Genomic DNA, 13,732 nt, shown 5'->3' with positions numbered 1-13,732 from the left:
TCCGGAACTTGCCGCACCCGGTGGTTGACACGAATGGGTTGCGCGGCTCATTCTCTTGCCACTGGTTATGACCGGACCGTACCGGTGGATCACGCAACATCGCAATGGTGGATCCACCGATCCGACCAGCAACTATGACTGTCCGGTCGGCCCGGCGTCCTGTCCAACTCACGAGCCTGAGGTCGTCATGAGCACGAGTGTCGCCGCCTCCGCGCCGCCATCCAAGAACCGCAGAGGGCTAGCCGGACTGCAACGGCTGGGCCGAAGCCTGATGCTGCCCATCGCCGCACTACCGGCCGCCGGCCTGCTGCTCCGGCTGGGGCAGGACGACCTGCTCGGCCGGTTCGCCGGCCTGAAGAGCACCGCGTCGGTGATCTCGGCCGCCGGCGGTGCGCTGTTCGACCACCTGCCGCTGATCTTCGCGGTGGGCATCGCGATCGGCTGGGCGCGCAAGGCCGACGGTTCCACCGCGCTGGCCGCCGTGGTCGGCTGGCTGGTGCTCGACGGGGTGTTCACCGCGATGAGCCCGCTGGTACTGGCCGGCAAGCTGGACTCCTCCGGCAAGCCGGCGCTGGTCAACTTCGGGGTGCTGGGTGGCATCGTGGTCGGCCTGGTGTCGGCCATCCTCTGGCAGCGGCTGTACCGCACGAAACTGCCCACCTACCTGGGCTTCTTCAACGGCCGCCGGTTCGTGCCCATTGTGGTCTCGATCGTCATGCTGGTGATCGGTGTGCTGATGAGCCTGGTGTACCCGCTGTTCAACGACGGGTTGACCTGGCTGGGTAACGCGGTCAACAGCAACCCGGTGGTCGGCGGCGGCGTCTTCGGGGTGGCCAACCGGCTGCTCATCCCGGTCGGCCTGCACCACATTCTGAACTCGGTGGTCTGGTTCATCCTCGGCGACTACCACGGCACGCACGGCGACCTGAACCGGTTCTTCGCCGGCGACCCGAGCGCGGGTGTCTTCATGACCGGCTTCTTCCCGATCATGATGTTCGCGCTGCCGGCCGCCGCGATCGCGATCTGGCACGAGGCCCGCCCCGGCCAGCGCAAGGTGGTCGGCGGCATCATGATCTCCGTCGCGCTGACCTCGTTCCTCACCGGGATCACCGAGCCGATCGAGTTCTCCTTCGTCTACGTGGCGTGGCCGCTGTACGTGATCCACGCGTTCCTCACCGGCACCTCGCTGGCGGTGGCCAACGCGCTCGGCATCCACGACGGCTTCAGCTTCTCCGCCGGCTTCATCGACTACGTGATCAACTTCGGTCACGCGACGCGGCCGCTGCTGCTGATCCCGATCGGCCTGGTCTACGCGGTGATCTACTACGTGGTGTTCCGGTTCGTCATCCGCCGGTGGAACCTGCGCACCCCGGGCCGTGAGGACGAGGAACTGGACGACACCGGCGCGGCGCAGCCGGCCGGGACCGACGCCCCGGCAGCGATGTCCGCGACCGCCGAACCGAAGGCGGCGACATGAGCTCCGGCCTGGCCCCCACCCCGCCGTCCCGATCAGGAGCTGAGCACCCCGTGGTCTCCCGCACCGTCACCATCGCCTCCCGGGTCGGCCTGCACGCCCGACCGGCGGCCACCTTCAGCCGCGCCGCCGCGGCCACCGGACTGCCGGTCACACTGAGCGTGGGGGACAAGGAGCCGGTCAACGCCGCGAGCATCCTGGCGGTGATGGGACTCGGCGTCGAGTACGGCCAGCAGGTCACGCTGACCGCCGAGGGAACCGGCGCGGAGCAGGCCCTGGACAGCCTCGCCGAGCTGCTGGCGAGCGAGGAGGACGGCCAGTGAAGGCTGGCACGATCCACGGTCTCGGGGTCAGCCCCGGGGTCGCCAGGGCACCGCTGGCCCGGCTCGCCCCACCGGTGGTGACGTCGCGCGCCGACCCGGTGACCGAGGAGCCGGAGGCAGCGCTGGCCAGGGTCGAGTGGGCGCTCGGCGCGGTGGCCGCGGAGATGGCCGAACGGGCCGAGCGGGCGGAGGGCGTCGCGGCGGACATCCTCTCGACCACCTCGGCGATGGCCGGTGACCCGTCACTGGTCGCCGCGGCCGGCGAGCAGCTGAGAGCCGGCAGCCCCACCGGCCACGCGGTGACGCTGGCCGTGGAGAGCTTCTGCGCGCAGCTGGAGGCGCACGGCGGCTACCTGGCCGAGCGGGTCACCGACCTGCGGGACATCGCCGCGCGCGCGGTCGCCCTGCTGGCCGGCGTGCCGATGCCGGGTGTCCCGGCGCCGGGACATCCCATCGTGCTCACCGCGCGGGACCTGTCCCCGGCCGACACCGCCACCCTGGCCGGCAGCGACGTGGTCGCGCTGCTCACCGAGGAGGGTGGCCCGACCAGCCACACCGCGATCCTGGCCAAGTCGCTCGGACTGCCGGCCGTGGTCGGCTGCCGGGGCGCCGCCGGGATCCCGGCCGGGGTGCCGGTCCTGGTCGACGGGTCGACCGGTGAGGTGCGGATCGGCGCGGACGCCGGGTCCGTCCAGCTCGGCGCGACCGCGCTCGCGGTGCCGGCGGCGCCCGGCCCGGGCCGGACCAGGGACGACGTGGCCGTCGCGCTGTTGAGCAACGTGGGCACCCTCGCGGACGCCCACGCCGCCGCGGCCACCGACTCCGAGGGTGTCGGGCTGTTCCGCACCGAGTTCCTCTTCCTGGGCCGACGCACCGAGCCGAGTGCCGACGAGCAGACCGAGGTCTATGCGGAGGTGCTGCGCGCGTTCGGCGAGCGCCCGGTGCTGGTGCGCACGCTGGACGCCGGCTCGGACAAGCCGCTGCCGTTCCTGCCACTGGGCGAGGAGGAGAACCCGGCGCTCGGGGTGCGCGGGCTGCGGACCTCGACGATCTATCCCGAGGCACTCGGCGAGCAGCTCACCGCGATCGCCAAGGCGGCGCGCTCGGCCGGCCGTCCGGTGCGGGTGATGGCGCCCATGGTGGCCACTGCCGAGGAGGCGGCCGCCTTCGTGGCGACCGCGCGGGCGCACGGGCTCGACGACATCGGTGTGATGATCGAGGTGCCGGCGGCCGCGCTGCGGGCCGACGAGCTGCTCGACGTGGTCGACTTCGTCAGCATCGGCACCAACGACCTCGGCCAGTACACGATGGCCGCCGATCGGGCCGCCGGCGCGCTGGGGCACCTGCTCGACCCGTGGCAGCCGGCGCTGCTGGACCTGATCGCCATGGTCGGCGCCGAGGGCCGGGAGCGCGGGAAACCGGTCGGGGTATGCGGCGAGGCGGCCAGCGATCCCCTGTTGGCCGCTGTCCTGGTCGGGCTCGGTGTGACCAGTCTGTCCATGGCCCCGGTCAGCCGGCCGGCGGTGCACGCCGAGCTGGCAGGGCTCAGCGTCGAGGACTGCGTTGCCATCGCCAGGGCAGCTCGCGGTGTCGGCGGGGCCGCGGCCGGCAGGGCACGCGCCCGCAAGGCCCGGGACGAGCGGTGGGGCGTGCCGGCGTGACGGAGGCACAGGTCCTGCGCGGGGTCGTGGTGCACGGCGGACTGCAGCTCGACGACGGTGTGGTCGCGGTGGCCGGCGACCGGATCTCCTGGGTCGGCCCGGCGCACGAGTGGCGCGGCGCCCCGGCCCCGCCGCCGGCGCCCAACCGGTTCCTGCTGCCCGGCCTGGTGGATGTGCACTGCCACGGCGGCGCCGGCCACGGCTTCCCGGAGGCGGACGTCGCCGGGCTGCGGGTGACCATCGAGCACCACTACCGCCACGGCACGACCACGGTGCTGGGCAGCCTGGTCTCGGCGTTGCCCGGGGTGCTCGAGCAGCGGATCCGGGTACTCGCCCCGCTGGTCGAGGCCGGCGAGCTGGCCGGTATCCACCTGGAAGGGCCGTTCCTGGCCACCGCCCAGTGCGGCGCGCAGGACCCCCGGGCGATCATCCCTGGCGACCCCGCCCTGCTGGACCGGCTGATCGACGTCGGTGGCGGCCGGATCAGCTCCATGACGCTGGCGCCGGAGACACCGCGCTACCGCGAGCTGCTGCGGGTGATGGCCCGGCACGGCGTGCTGCCCAGCCTCGGGCACACCGATGCCACCGCCGCGGTGGCCAACGCCGGCATCAACCAGGTCGGCGGCGGCCGGCTCAGCGCCACCCACCTGTTCAACGCCATGCCCTCGATGCTGCACCGGGCACCCGGTCCGGTGGCGGCCTGCCTGGGCGCGGCCGCGCGCGGCGAGATGGTCCTGGAGCTGGTCGCCGACGGCGTGCACCTGGCCGACGAGACGGTCGCCATGGTGTTCGACCTGGTCGGCCCGGGACAGATCGCGCTGATCACCGACGCGATGGCGGCCGCCGGGATGCCGGACGGCCGCTACCCGCTCGGCCCGCAGCAGGTCGAGGTGGTCCACGGCATCGCCCGGCTGGCGGAGCAGCCAGGCGGCATGCCCGGAGTCATCGCTGGGGGGACGGCGCGACTGATCGACGTAGTACGTCGCGTCGTGCAGCATGCGGGGGTTCCGCTGGCCGCCGCGGTTGCGGCGGCCAGCGGGACGCCGGCCCGGCTCCTCGGGATCGATCACGAGGTCGGCGATCTCGCGGTCGGACGCCGGGCCGACGTGGTGCTGACCGACACCGAGCTCACCCCGCTGGACGTCATGCGCGGTGGTCGCTGGCTCGTCGGTGGGAGGGACCTGCTGACGGTCTGAGCATGATCGTCCGGTCCGGGGAGTCCGGTCCGATCCAAGGTGTGACCAAATTCGGTGACACTCTGTGTATCGCTGGTCATGACCAGATGCGAGGATGTTCCGGACGGGAACTAACACCGGATCAGCGCGGAGGTCGGGAATGGCGCAACCCGTGCGCATCGTGGACGGCGTGGTGCCCAAGCACGAGCAGCTGCGCACCATCCTGACGGAGCTGGCCACCCGCGAGCTCTCCCCGGGGGACATGCTGCCCAGCGAGCGGCAGCTGTGCCTCGACCACGGCGTCAGCCGGATCACCGTGCGCGAGGCGATCGGCCAGCTGGTCAGCGAGGGGCTGCTGGTCCGGGTCCGGGGCAAGGGCACCTTCGTCGCGGAGCGCACCGTGCGCTCCCGGCTGCACCTGGCCTCGTTCCAGGAGGACATGCGCCGGCTGGGCCTGGAGCCCACGACCGTGCTGCTGTCTGTCGAGCGTGCCGAGCCGCCGGCCCGGACCGCCGAGCTGTTCGCACCCGGCGGCCGGGCGGAAGGCTTCCACATCCGTCGGCTGCGGGTGGCCGACGGCATTCCGATCGCGGTGGACGACGCCTGGTACAACGCGGCGCTGGCGCCCGGGCTGGACCAGCTGGACCTGACCCGGTCCATCTACCGGGCGTTGACCGAGCACTTCGGCCGCGGCCTGGACCGCGCCGAGCAGACCGTCGGCGCGATCGGTGCCAGCCGGGAGATCGCGGCCCTCCTGGGGCTGCCCGCATCCCGCCCGGTGCTGGTGTTCGACCGGGTCACCTACAGCGGCGACTCGGTCATCGAGCACGCTCGCTCCTGGTACCGGGGTGACCGCTACGAACTGCAGATGTCGCTCGACCGCTGAGCCCCGGGGCCGGAGTCACTGGGCCGGAGTCACTGGGCCGGAGCCCCGGGGCCGGAGGCCCGGGGCCGGAGCCCCGGGGCCGCACACCCTCTTTCGTTGCCGCGCACCCACCGCAGTGGGTGCGCGGCAACCGGAGAGGGTGTGCGGCGGCGGAACGGCGATGTCCGGGCGCCCCGTGCTGGTGCGGCGGCCAAACGAGCTCGGCCGGCTCCGCGCCCGGTGGTGATCGGGTGCGGAGCCGGCCGAGGTGGTGCGGCTGGGCCAGGTCAGTGGTGGACGTCCACGTCGTGGCTGTCGTTGTAGTCACTGCTGTTGTGCGAGTTGTAGTCGTCGTGGCTCTCGGTGCGTGAGTCGTCCTCGTAGTTGCTGTGCGTGCTGTTGTCCGACTCGTGCTGGTCGGCGTACTGGTTCGCGTTGCCGTGGTCGCCGGCGGCGTTCACCGAGGTGCTGCCCGACCCGGAGTTGTGCACCGAGGTGTTGGTGTCGTTGTCGGTGTTGCTGCCGTGCGCATCGCCACCGATGGAGATCGCGCCGCCGTCGCCGACGTTGGTGTGGCCGAGGTTGGCGTTGGTGGCGTCCCCGGAGCCGAAGGCGGTGGTGTTGTGGTCACCGGTGACGGCCTGGTTGTGGTCGCCGACCACGTTGCCGTGGCCCGAGGTGATGGTGCTGTCGCGGATGTCGCCGCCGGCGGCCACCGAACCGTGCCCGGAGGCGACCACCGGGTCGTTGTCGATCACCTGGTGGAAGTCGCCGCCGTTGTGTCCTCGGTCGTGGTCGAACCGGTCATCGCGGTCGTTGCGGTCGTCGTTGCGGTCCGAGTCCCGGCCGTCGTGGTCCCGGCCGTCGTGGCGGTCGTCGTCGCGGTCCCAGCCGCCGCCGCGGCGGCCGCCGGTGTCGATGTCCTGGTGCACCGAGTTGTCGATGTTGGTCTCGCCGCGGTCGAACGACTCGTGGTTGTTGTTGATGTAGCTGCGCAGGTAGTGCGCGCCACCATCGTGGTCGTTGTGGTTCCAGTCGTGCGGCGCCGGGAAGTGGTGCCCGTGGTTGGAGTACGAGTCGTCGTCCGCCAGCAGGGACAGCGCGTCGTGCACGTCCCCGCCCGACAGGTTGTGGAACCCGTGCTCCGACGCGTACCCGCGCGGGTCGTTGTCGAACGCGTTGCGGGCGTCCGAGTCGTTCAGCAGGTTCGAGATCCAGTCCAGCAGCGATGTGGCCATGCTTAGTCAGCTCCTCCAGAAGCGGGGTCCAATGCCGTCGATATGATCGCGTTCCCCATAACACCAGAAACTATGACCACACCAGCCCCATCCGCAACGGGGAAAAGGACTGGTTCACCCTGGTCAGCCACCCCGCGGGTGGGAGCTTGGTGCGTTCGGGGCATCTACGGGTCCAACGGCCGGGGATTTCCGGCGACTCGGTCGCCGGCAGGGAACGCGACCATCCTGGCGCAACCGCTGAGCCGGGTGCCGGGCGGGGCCTCGTCGGGACCGGCGCACCGGGGCCCGCGACGTAGCGTGCGGGCCGGCGGCGTTGACGGTGCGCGCTCAAGTTCAGCTACTACGCCGGCCCCCGGATGATGTGCTGACCCTGGGTTCCGGTGCGGTGGGCGGCCGCCCGTGCCGGTTGAGCGGCCGTTGCCGCACCCGCCGTGTCCGTCCGGCCACGCCGGCCGCCACGATCAGCGCGATCACGCCGAACAGTAGCCCGGCGCCGCCCAGCCAGCGGGCGGCCGTGTCCCCGGTGCCGGCGGCCTCGGCGGAGCCACCGACCGCCATCGTCGCCGCGGTCTCACCGCCGTGCCCGGCGCCGGTCGCGGGTCGCAGCGCCAGCGTTGGCGCCGGGTGCTCGGGTTCGGCGCCATCAGCCGCCCGGGGCTGGTCCCAGCGCACCACGGTGCCGTCGTCGTAGGTCTGCACGACTGGAAGAACGAGCTGGTCGGCGCCCTCGGGCAGCGGTCCCATCGACACGTCGAAGTCGGCGAACTGCGCTGGTTCCAGCCGCTTGCCGGACTGCGCGGTCCAGCTGATGGTGTGCACCACCTGGTTGACGGTGCCGTCGTCGGTCCGGAGCGGCGGGTTGACCGGGATCCTGGTGATCCGCTCGGTCCAACCTGGCATCGGGGTGGTCAGTACCTCGGCGATCGGGTGCTCGGCGGGCAGCGTGACCTCGACCTTCACCGTGCCGGCGGTGTCCGACTCCGACGGCACCCGCAAGGCCACCATGGCGTACCCACCCTGGGTGGCCCAGCCGGGTTGGGCGGTGACGTGGGCGGCGGCCATGCCGGAACCGAGCACGGTGAGCAGTAGGGCGGCGCCGAGTGCCAGTGCGGTGCGGGCCGGAGCCCACCACCGGGGAGGTGTAGCGGTCATCATGAGTCCTTGTCTTGGGCGGCTGACGGGCCGCGAGCGCGGGCGAGCCGGCCGTGCGGGGAGCGCACCGACGGTAGGCCGGCCGCTCGGTCGGGACGGGGATTCTGAGAACCTCGTGCCAGCCGATCGCCGACAGGTCAGTCCGTCGCGTCGAGGCCCGTGGCATTCCGCCATCCGCCGGCCCGAATTACCCCATTCGGTACCGCCGTTCTTTCATTATTTTCGCCGGTGCGGGCCGTGCGATGGTCAATTTTGATGAAGATGGAAAACCCGGATAATTCGACCGCCGTGATTCACGGTGACCGAGCTACCATCGTGGCCCCCGACCCAACGAGGCACTGATGCAGGAACTGGCCAATCAGGTGAGGGCGGTGATGATTGCCGCGGACACCTATCGGCGCTCGATGGCGGTAGCGCTGGGGGTCGGGGTCACCGAGGCGTCCGCGCTCGGCGAGCTACGGCAGGACGGCCCGCTCACCCCGTCCGACCTCTCCCGGCGCCTCGGCCTCACCTCGCCGAGCGTCACGTCGATGCTGGACCGCCTGGAAGCTGCCCAACTGGTGGTACGCCACCGGCACCCGGTGGATCGGCGCAGCGTGCTGATCCAGTTGACCGACGTGGGGGAGGCGATGCTGTCGGCCGCGTTCGAGATGTTCAGCGATGACGTGGCGGCATCGGTGCGGGCCGCCGAGCCGGGGCACGTCGAGGAGTTGGCCCAGGTGCTCGCCGGCATCGCCGAATCGCTGCACCTCAAGGCGGGGGACCGCGCCGCCCTGGCTGGTAGCCTCGCGGACCGGGTGGCCGGGCGCCGCCCCGGTGATGGCCCGGGCGCCGAGCACTAGTGCCCGCACCAGAGTTCGCGGCTGAGAAACTCGACTGTCAAGATACGTGCCGTTCTCGTCTTTCCCATCGTGTATTTGTTCGGTGGAAAATACCCCATTTAGTGGATGAGACGCCATTGGTGGGTCGGCGATGATGATTGGGACGACAGGGAAATAGGGTCCGACCCCTGACCCGATGAATCCGATATCTGCCGTCGCCCCGCGTCACCGGTCGGCGGACACCCCGCCCGCCGGCCGGTGACATCAAACCCCCTAGGCACGCCATATCGTGCACGCCATGAAGTACAGAAAGCTGACGCCGGTCCTGGTGGCCGGCGTCCTCGCGTTGCTGGCCGGCTGCAACGACAGCCCAGCGGCTTCGGATGACGCACCGGCACAGGCGCCCGCGCCGGCGCCGGTCACCTCGGCGGCACCGAGCGCGCCGGCGGCGGCACCGGCCGCACCGGGGCCGATCGTGGGGCTACGCCCGCTCACCGCGAACGAGAGGCAGCAACGGGACTACTGCCAGCAGGGCATTGTCAAGAACGGCTGCCAGTTCTACACCGACGACTCGCTCCGCCTGCAGGGCATAGATCCGGACAGCTAGGTGCGTCCTCGGCAACTACTGTCGAATGGGTCCGGCCGTCCCGAGTCCCGCCGAGGTGATCACTTGAGCCAGTCGTCGATCGACGAGGATGCCAGGGCGCGCAACCTGGTCGCCGCGGAGCGCAAGGCCGCCGTGCTGTTCGACGAGGTGGAGCGGCTCGGCCTCATCAAGCCGGGACTCGCCGAGACGGTGGTCAGCGACCAGGTGCGCGACCTCGCCGCCGACCTGTTCGGCACCCGGCGGCACTGGCACAAGCGCATCGTGCGGTCCGGCCCCAACACGCTCAAGCCCTACCGGGAGAACCCGCCGGACCGGGTGATCGGCACCGACGACATCGTCTTCCTCGACTTCGGCCCGATCTTCGCCGAGTGGGAGGCGGACTTCGGTCGCACCTACGTGCTCGGCGAGGACCCGGTGAAGCTGCGGCTGCGCGATGACCTGTCCGTCATCTGGTCGGCCGGGCGGGACTACTTCGAGGCTCGGCCCGGGATCACCGGCGCGGAGCTCTACGCGCACATGGTCGAGCTCGCGGCGGCGGCTGGCTGGGAGTTCGGCGGGCCGCACTCCGGGCATCTGGTCGGGGAGTTCCCGCACGAGCTGGTGGACGGCGACCGCATCGACAGTTACATCGCCCCTGGTAGCGACGGTGCGATGCGACGTACCGACAAGGTCGGCCGCGCCTGTCACTGGATCCTCGAGGTGCACCTGGTCGACCGGGAACGCGCCATCGGCGGATTCTACGAGCAGCTGCTCACCCTGCGCCGGGTCGGTGACGGCCCGGCCTGAGGTTGCTCCGCGGCCCGCTCCGTCACTCGATCGAGCGGGCGGGCGCGTTAGGGGGCGGGGATGATCCCCCAAACCCCCAATGGCGGGCTGGTCCGCGTACCTGGCTACGGTTCCCCCTGAACCAGGTGGGATCCCCGATTGCCGCAGGCCGCTTCGGCTCTACGTTTTGTCTCAACGCCGACGAACTGGCTGAGTGCAACCACCCGTACCCGAAGGAGCTGACCGACATGAGCGACACCTCGCTGCTGGACTGGATCCTGAGCCTGCTGCGCAACCCCGACGCACGCGCCGACTTCCAGGCCGACCCGCAGGGCTACGCCGCCGACCACGGCTTCGACAACCTGACCTCGGGCGACGTGCACGACGCGCTGTGCTTGATCGCGGACGACGACAACTCGTCGCGCTCCGACCACGGCACGCACTACCCGGCGCCGCGGGACTACGACCACGGGCACAACGACGGTGGCGCCAACTACCTGCGCAGCTACATCACGAACAACTACACCACCATCGAAGAGCACAACACCAACATCGATGACTCGGTGCACCAGAACATCGACACCGGTGGCGGCGACTTCAACCAGACCATCGACAACGACCCGGTGGTGGCGTCCGGCGACGGCGCGGTGGCCGCCGGCGGCGACATCCGGGACAGCACGGTCACCACCGGCGACCACAACGTGGTCGGCGACGGCAACCACGCGGTAACCGGCGACGGCAACACCACCGCCTTCGGCTCCGGCGACGCGACCAACGCCGACCTCGGCCACACCAACCTCGGCGACGGCGGCTCGCTGTCCATCGGCGGCAACGCCTACGGCCACAACGAGAACAACGACACCAGCACGTCGGTGCACAACTCCGGCTCCGGCGACACCTCGGTCAACGCCGCCGGTAGCCACGGCGACGCGGGCCAGTACGCGAACCAGAGCGAGCACGACGACAGCACGCGCTCGAACTACGAGGACCACTCGAGCAGCGACAGCCACGACGATGTCAACTCGGGCAACCACCACGACTACAGCGACAGCCACGACGTGGACGTCCACCACTGACGTTCCCGCTCGACCAGCTTTACGCGGCGGTCGGTTCCGTATGCGCCTCCCGGGGCGCGGAGCCGGCCGCCGCTTCCGTGTCAGGCAGGTCAGGTCAGGTCACAGCACGATCTCGCTGTTGTGCCGCCGGTAGATGTCGGCGAGCAGCTCCGCGTCGGGTGGGCCGGCGGCAGGCAGCGCGGCCCCGATCTCGGTCATGAACTCGAGTGCGCCGCCCGGGGTCCAGACGCCGAGCACCCGGGCCGGTGAGCCGGTGGGGTTGGCGAAGGTGTGCCGGATGCCGCGCGGCGCCAGGATGAGTCCGCCGGCCGCGACCTCCACCGGTTCGTCGCGGTCGCGCACCATGGTGAGCGACCCGGAAAGGACGTAGAGGGCCTCGTCGAAGCCGTGGTGGATGTGCGGCGGCGGCCCGGCGAACCCGGCCGGCACGGTCAGCTCCCCGAACGCGACGCCGTCGCATTCGCCCAGCACCGTGAGCACGTCACCGGCGTAGCGGATGGTGCGGTCAGCGGTCACCCGCCCAGCGTGCCCGCCGGTGCCCGCCCGGGCAAGCGTCGCGTCCTCAGTTGTGCCCGACCGGCGTGGGCCGGCTGCCGTGGTCTCCCGGTGCGGGCAGGATGGTGCGCGGCAGCACGGGGGAGTGTTTGCGCCGGCGCCACTCGCGGGGGTAGCCCAGCGAGACCTCCTCGAAGCGCACGCCGTCCTGCCAGGTCGTCCTCGGGATGTGCAGGTGGCCGTAGACCGACACCGCGGTGCGGAACCGGGTGTGCCAGTCGGCGGTCAGCTCGGTGCCGCACCACTGGGCGAACTCGGGGTGGCGCAGGACCCGGGTGGGCTCGCGGGACAGCGGCCAGTGGTTCACCAGCACCAGCGGTACCGCCGGGTCGCACGCCGACAGCCGCTTTTCGGTCTCCGCGACGCGGGCCCGGCACCAGTCCTCACGGGTCGGGTACGGGTCGGGGTCCAGCAGGATCTCGTCGCTGCAGACCACCCGGGCCGCCCGCGCGATCTCCAGTGACTGCTCCTTGTCCGCCGCCCCCGGTGCCAGGAACGAGTAGTCGTAGAGCACGAACAGCGCGGCCACGAGCACCGGGCCGCCGGAGCCTTCCCAGCGCGAGTACTCGTCCTCCGGGGTGTGCACGCCGAGGCCGCGGCACAGCTCGACCAGGCGCTCGTAGCGGGCCACCCCGCGTACGGGGTGCCGTTCGGCGCGCGATGTCCACAGCTCGTGGTTGCCCGGCACCCACACCACCCTGGCGAACCGCGCGGCCAGCAACTCCAGCGCCCAGCCGATGTCGTCCATCCGGTCGCCGACATCCCCGGCGACGATCAACCAGTCCTCGTCGGTGGTCGGGCGGAGCTGTTCGACGAGGGGCCGGTTGTCCTTGCGGTTGACGTGCAGGTCGCTGGTGGCCAGCAGCTTCGCCGTCACCTGTGCTGAATTCCGCGACTCACCCTGACAGAATCCCCGACTCGCGCTGATTAATTCCCCGACTCGCCGACGGGTGCGGGTGCGGGTGGGGGCGGCGGGTCAGGACTGGAGGCCGTTGGCGGCGAGGAACTTCTGGGCGACGGTGGCCGGGTCCACGTGGTTCAGCTGGATGGCCGCGTTCATCTGCAGGATCGCCTGTTGGGTGAGCAGCGAGTCCACCCAGTTCAGGGTCTGCGCGAACTCCGGTCCCTGCGCGGCGAGCACGGACTGCTTGACCACCGGCGCGACGTGCTGGAAGCCCATGATGTGCTCCGGGTCGTCCAGCACCGTGTACTTGTTGGTGGTCAGCTGCCCGTCGGTGGAGAACGCGTCGGCGGAGTTGACCGTGCCGGTGTCCAGCGCGCTGTAGGTGACGCCGACGTCGACGCCGACGAACGCCACGTTGGTCAGCCCGTACGCCTGCTGCATGCCGACGAGCCCGGCGTAGCGGGTCTTGTCCGGCGGCTGCGCGGCCCAGCTGACCCCCTGCCCGCCGGGGCCGACGTTCTTCAGGTCACCGATCGCCTTCAGGTTGTGGGCGCTGGCGAACTCCGGCTTGACGATCACCACGTCGATGTCCTGGAACGGGGTCTGCGGCAGCAGGGTGGCACCCCGGTTGGCCTCCTCGAACGCCTTCGCCTTCTGCCAGGTCTCCTCGGCGGAGGTGGTGCGGCCCTGGTCACCGGCGACGCTGGAGAGGATCTCGCCGGTGTACTCGGGGTACACGTCGATCTGGCCGGCCTTGAAGGCGCTGTCGATCACCTCCGAGCCGCCCACGTTGGCCTTCAGGTTGACCGTGTATCCCTTGGCCTTCAGCGCCTGCTCGTAGAGATCGCCGATCAGGAACGCCTCGGAGAAGTCCTTGTCGCCCACGGTCACCGCCGGTTTGCCCTGACCGGGCGTGCCGGCGGGCAGCCCCACCCCGGCGCCGGAGCTGGATGGCGCCGCCGCGCCGCCACCCGATCCGGCCGCGCCACCGGGCGCCCCGCCGCCGCAGCCGGCCAGCACCAGGGTCAACACAGCCAGTGCGGCGACCGCGGCGGTTCGGTGGGCTGGCCGGCGCACGGCTCCGGGGACTGGGTTCGACATGGTGGCTCGCTTCCC

The 13,732-nt window shown here is 71.1% G+C and carries 14 protein-coding genes; 9 read left to right on the top strand and 5 right to left on the bottom strand.

Annotated elements, in window-relative coordinates:
* The first annotated feature begins 187 nt into the window (after nt 1–187).
* From ACTXG6_RS27930 to ACTXG6_RS27910, 5 genes are all read left to right on the top strand, one after another.
* A complete protein-coding gene (locus ACTXG6_RS27930; RefSeq protein WP_445182363.1) occupies nt 188–1,477 on the top strand; it encodes a PTS transporter subunit EIIC in 1,290 nt (429 codons plus the stop codon).
* Nucleotides 1,474–1,797, top strand: a complete 324-nt coding sequence (locus ACTXG6_RS27925) for an HPr family phosphocarrier protein (RefSeq protein ID WP_445182362.1) — start codon at nt 1,474–1,476, stop codon at nt 1,795–1,797. The genes ACTXG6_RS27930 and ACTXG6_RS27925 overlap by 4 nt, the downstream gene beginning before the upstream one ends.
* Nucleotides 1,794–3,458 (top strand): phosphoenolpyruvate--protein phosphotransferase, encoded by a 1,665-nt coding sequence (locus tag ACTXG6_RS27920; protein WP_445182361.1) that lies wholly within the window; start codon nt 1,794–1,796, stop codon nt 3,456–3,458. The genes ACTXG6_RS27925 and ACTXG6_RS27920 overlap by 4 nt, the downstream gene beginning before the upstream one ends.
* Entirely contained in the window at nt 3,455–4,654 is a 1,200-nt protein-coding gene (locus tag ACTXG6_RS27915; RefSeq protein WP_445182360.1) for an N-acetylglucosamine-6-phosphate deacetylase, read from the top strand. The genes ACTXG6_RS27920 and ACTXG6_RS27915 overlap by 4 nt, the downstream gene beginning before the upstream one ends.
* A gap of 139 nt (nt 4,655–4,793) precedes the next feature.
* Entirely contained in the window at nt 4,794–5,519 is a 726-nt protein-coding gene (locus tag ACTXG6_RS27910) for a GntR family transcriptional regulator (protein ID WP_445182359.1), read from the top strand.
* Between the two features lie 266 nt (nt 5,520–5,785).
* On the opposite strand, the gene ACTXG6_RS27905 is transcribed toward ACTXG6_RS27910, so the two are convergent.
* Both ACTXG6_RS27905 and ACTXG6_RS27900 read right to left on the bottom strand, forming a co-directional pair.
* On the bottom strand, nt 5,786–6,736 hold the full coding sequence (locus tag ACTXG6_RS27905; RefSeq protein WP_445182358.1) for a hypothetical protein: 951 nt from the start codon (nt 6,734–6,736) through the stop codon (nt 5,786–5,788).
* Nucleotides 6,737–7,069: 333 nt separating this feature from the next.
* A complete protein-coding gene (locus tag ACTXG6_RS27900) occupies nt 7,070–7,888 on the bottom strand; it encodes a YcnI family copper-binding membrane protein (RefSeq protein WP_445182357.1) in 819 nt (272 codons plus the stop codon).
* 341 nt (nt 7,889–8,229) lie between these two features.
* On the opposite strand from ACTXG6_RS27900, the gene ACTXG6_RS27895 reads away from it, so the two are divergent.
* The 4 genes from ACTXG6_RS27895 (at nt 8,230) to ACTXG6_RS27880 (ending at nt 11,157) form a co-directional block, all read left to right on the top strand.
* Entirely contained in the window at nt 8,230–8,730 is a 501-nt protein-coding gene (locus tag ACTXG6_RS27895; protein WP_445182356.1) for a MarR family winged helix-turn-helix transcriptional regulator, read from the top strand.
* A gap of 277 nt (nt 8,731–9,007) precedes the next feature.
* Nucleotides 9,008–9,316, top strand: coding sequence for a hypothetical protein (locus tag ACTXG6_RS27890; RefSeq protein WP_445182355.1), 309 nt, complete (start codon nt 9,008–9,010; stop codon nt 9,314–9,316).
* 63 nt (nt 9,317–9,379) lie between these two features.
* The gene (locus ACTXG6_RS27885) at nt 9,380–10,102 is read left to right on the top strand and encodes a M24 family metallopeptidase (RefSeq protein WP_445182354.1); all 723 of its coding nucleotides are present in this window, start codon (nt 9,380–9,382) and stop codon (nt 10,100–10,102) included.
* Nucleotides 10,103–10,329: 227 nt separating this feature from the next.
* Nucleotides 10,330–11,157 (top strand): IniB N-terminal domain-containing protein, encoded by an 828-nt coding sequence (locus ACTXG6_RS27880; protein ID WP_445182353.1) that lies wholly within the window; start codon nt 10,330–10,332, stop codon nt 11,155–11,157.
* Between the two features lie 99 nt (nt 11,158–11,256).
* Here ACTXG6_RS27880 and ACTXG6_RS27875 read toward each other — a convergent pair whose 3' ends face one another.
* The 3 genes from ACTXG6_RS27875 to ACTXG6_RS27865 form a co-directional block, all read right to left on the bottom strand.
* Nucleotides 11,257–11,673, bottom strand: a complete 417-nt coding sequence (locus ACTXG6_RS27875; RefSeq protein ID WP_445182352.1) for a cupin domain-containing protein — start codon at nt 11,671–11,673, stop codon at nt 11,257–11,259.
* A 46-nt stretch (nt 11,674–11,719) separates the two neighbouring features.
* Nucleotides 11,720–12,589: a metallophosphoesterase family protein gene (locus tag ACTXG6_RS27870; protein WP_445182351.1), complete on the bottom strand. Its 870-nt coding sequence runs from the start codon at nt 12,587–12,589 to the stop codon at nt 11,720–11,722.
* A 99-nt stretch (nt 12,590–12,688) separates the two neighbouring features.
* The gene (locus ACTXG6_RS27865; RefSeq protein WP_445182350.1) at nt 12,689–13,717 is read right to left on the bottom strand and encodes an ABC transporter substrate-binding protein; all 1,029 of its coding nucleotides are present in this window, start codon (nt 13,715–13,717) and stop codon (nt 12,689–12,691) included.
* Nucleotides 13,718–13,732: the final 15 nt, after the last annotated feature.

This window comes from Pseudonocardia sp. Cha107L01 (assembly GCF_052566575.1).
This window is presented reverse-complemented; position numbering and strand designations above follow the sequence as displayed.

Excerpts from the sequence above, each read along its gene's own strand:
- ACTXG6_RS27930 (WP_445182363.1), top strand. The coding sequence starts at position 188 with ATGAGCACGAGTGTCGCCGCCTCCGCGCCGCCATCCAAGAACCGCAGA.
- ACTXG6_RS27925 (WP_445182362.1), top strand. The coding sequence starts at position 1,474 with ATGAGCTCCGGCCTGGCCCCCACCCCGCCGTCCCGATCAGGAGCTGAG.
- ACTXG6_RS27910 (WP_445182359.1), top strand. The coding sequence starts at position 4,794 with ATGGCGCAACCCGTGCGCATCGTGGACGGCGTGGTGCCCAAGCACGAG.
- ACTXG6_RS27905 (WP_445182358.1), bottom strand. The coding sequence starts at position 6,736 with ATGGCCACATCGCTGCTGGACTGGATCTCGAACCTGCTGAACGACTCG.
- ACTXG6_RS27900 (WP_445182357.1), bottom strand. The coding sequence starts at position 7,888 with ATGACCGCTACACCTCCCCGGTGGTGGGCTCCGGCCCGCACCGCACTG.
- ACTXG6_RS27895 (WP_445182356.1), top strand. The coding sequence starts at position 8,230 with ATGCAGGAACTGGCCAATCAGGTGAGGGCGGTGATGATTGCCGCGGAC.
- ACTXG6_RS27890 (WP_445182355.1), top strand. The coding sequence starts at position 9,008 with ATGAAGTACAGAAAGCTGACGCCGGTCCTGGTGGCCGGCGTCCTCGCG.
- ACTXG6_RS27880 (WP_445182353.1), top strand. The coding sequence starts at position 10,330 with ATGAGCGACACCTCGCTGCTGGACTGGATCCTGAGCCTGCTGCGCAAC.
- ACTXG6_RS27865 (WP_445182350.1), bottom strand. The coding sequence starts at position 13,717 with ATGTCGAACCCAGTCCCCGGAGCCGTGCGCCGGCCAGCCCACCGAACC.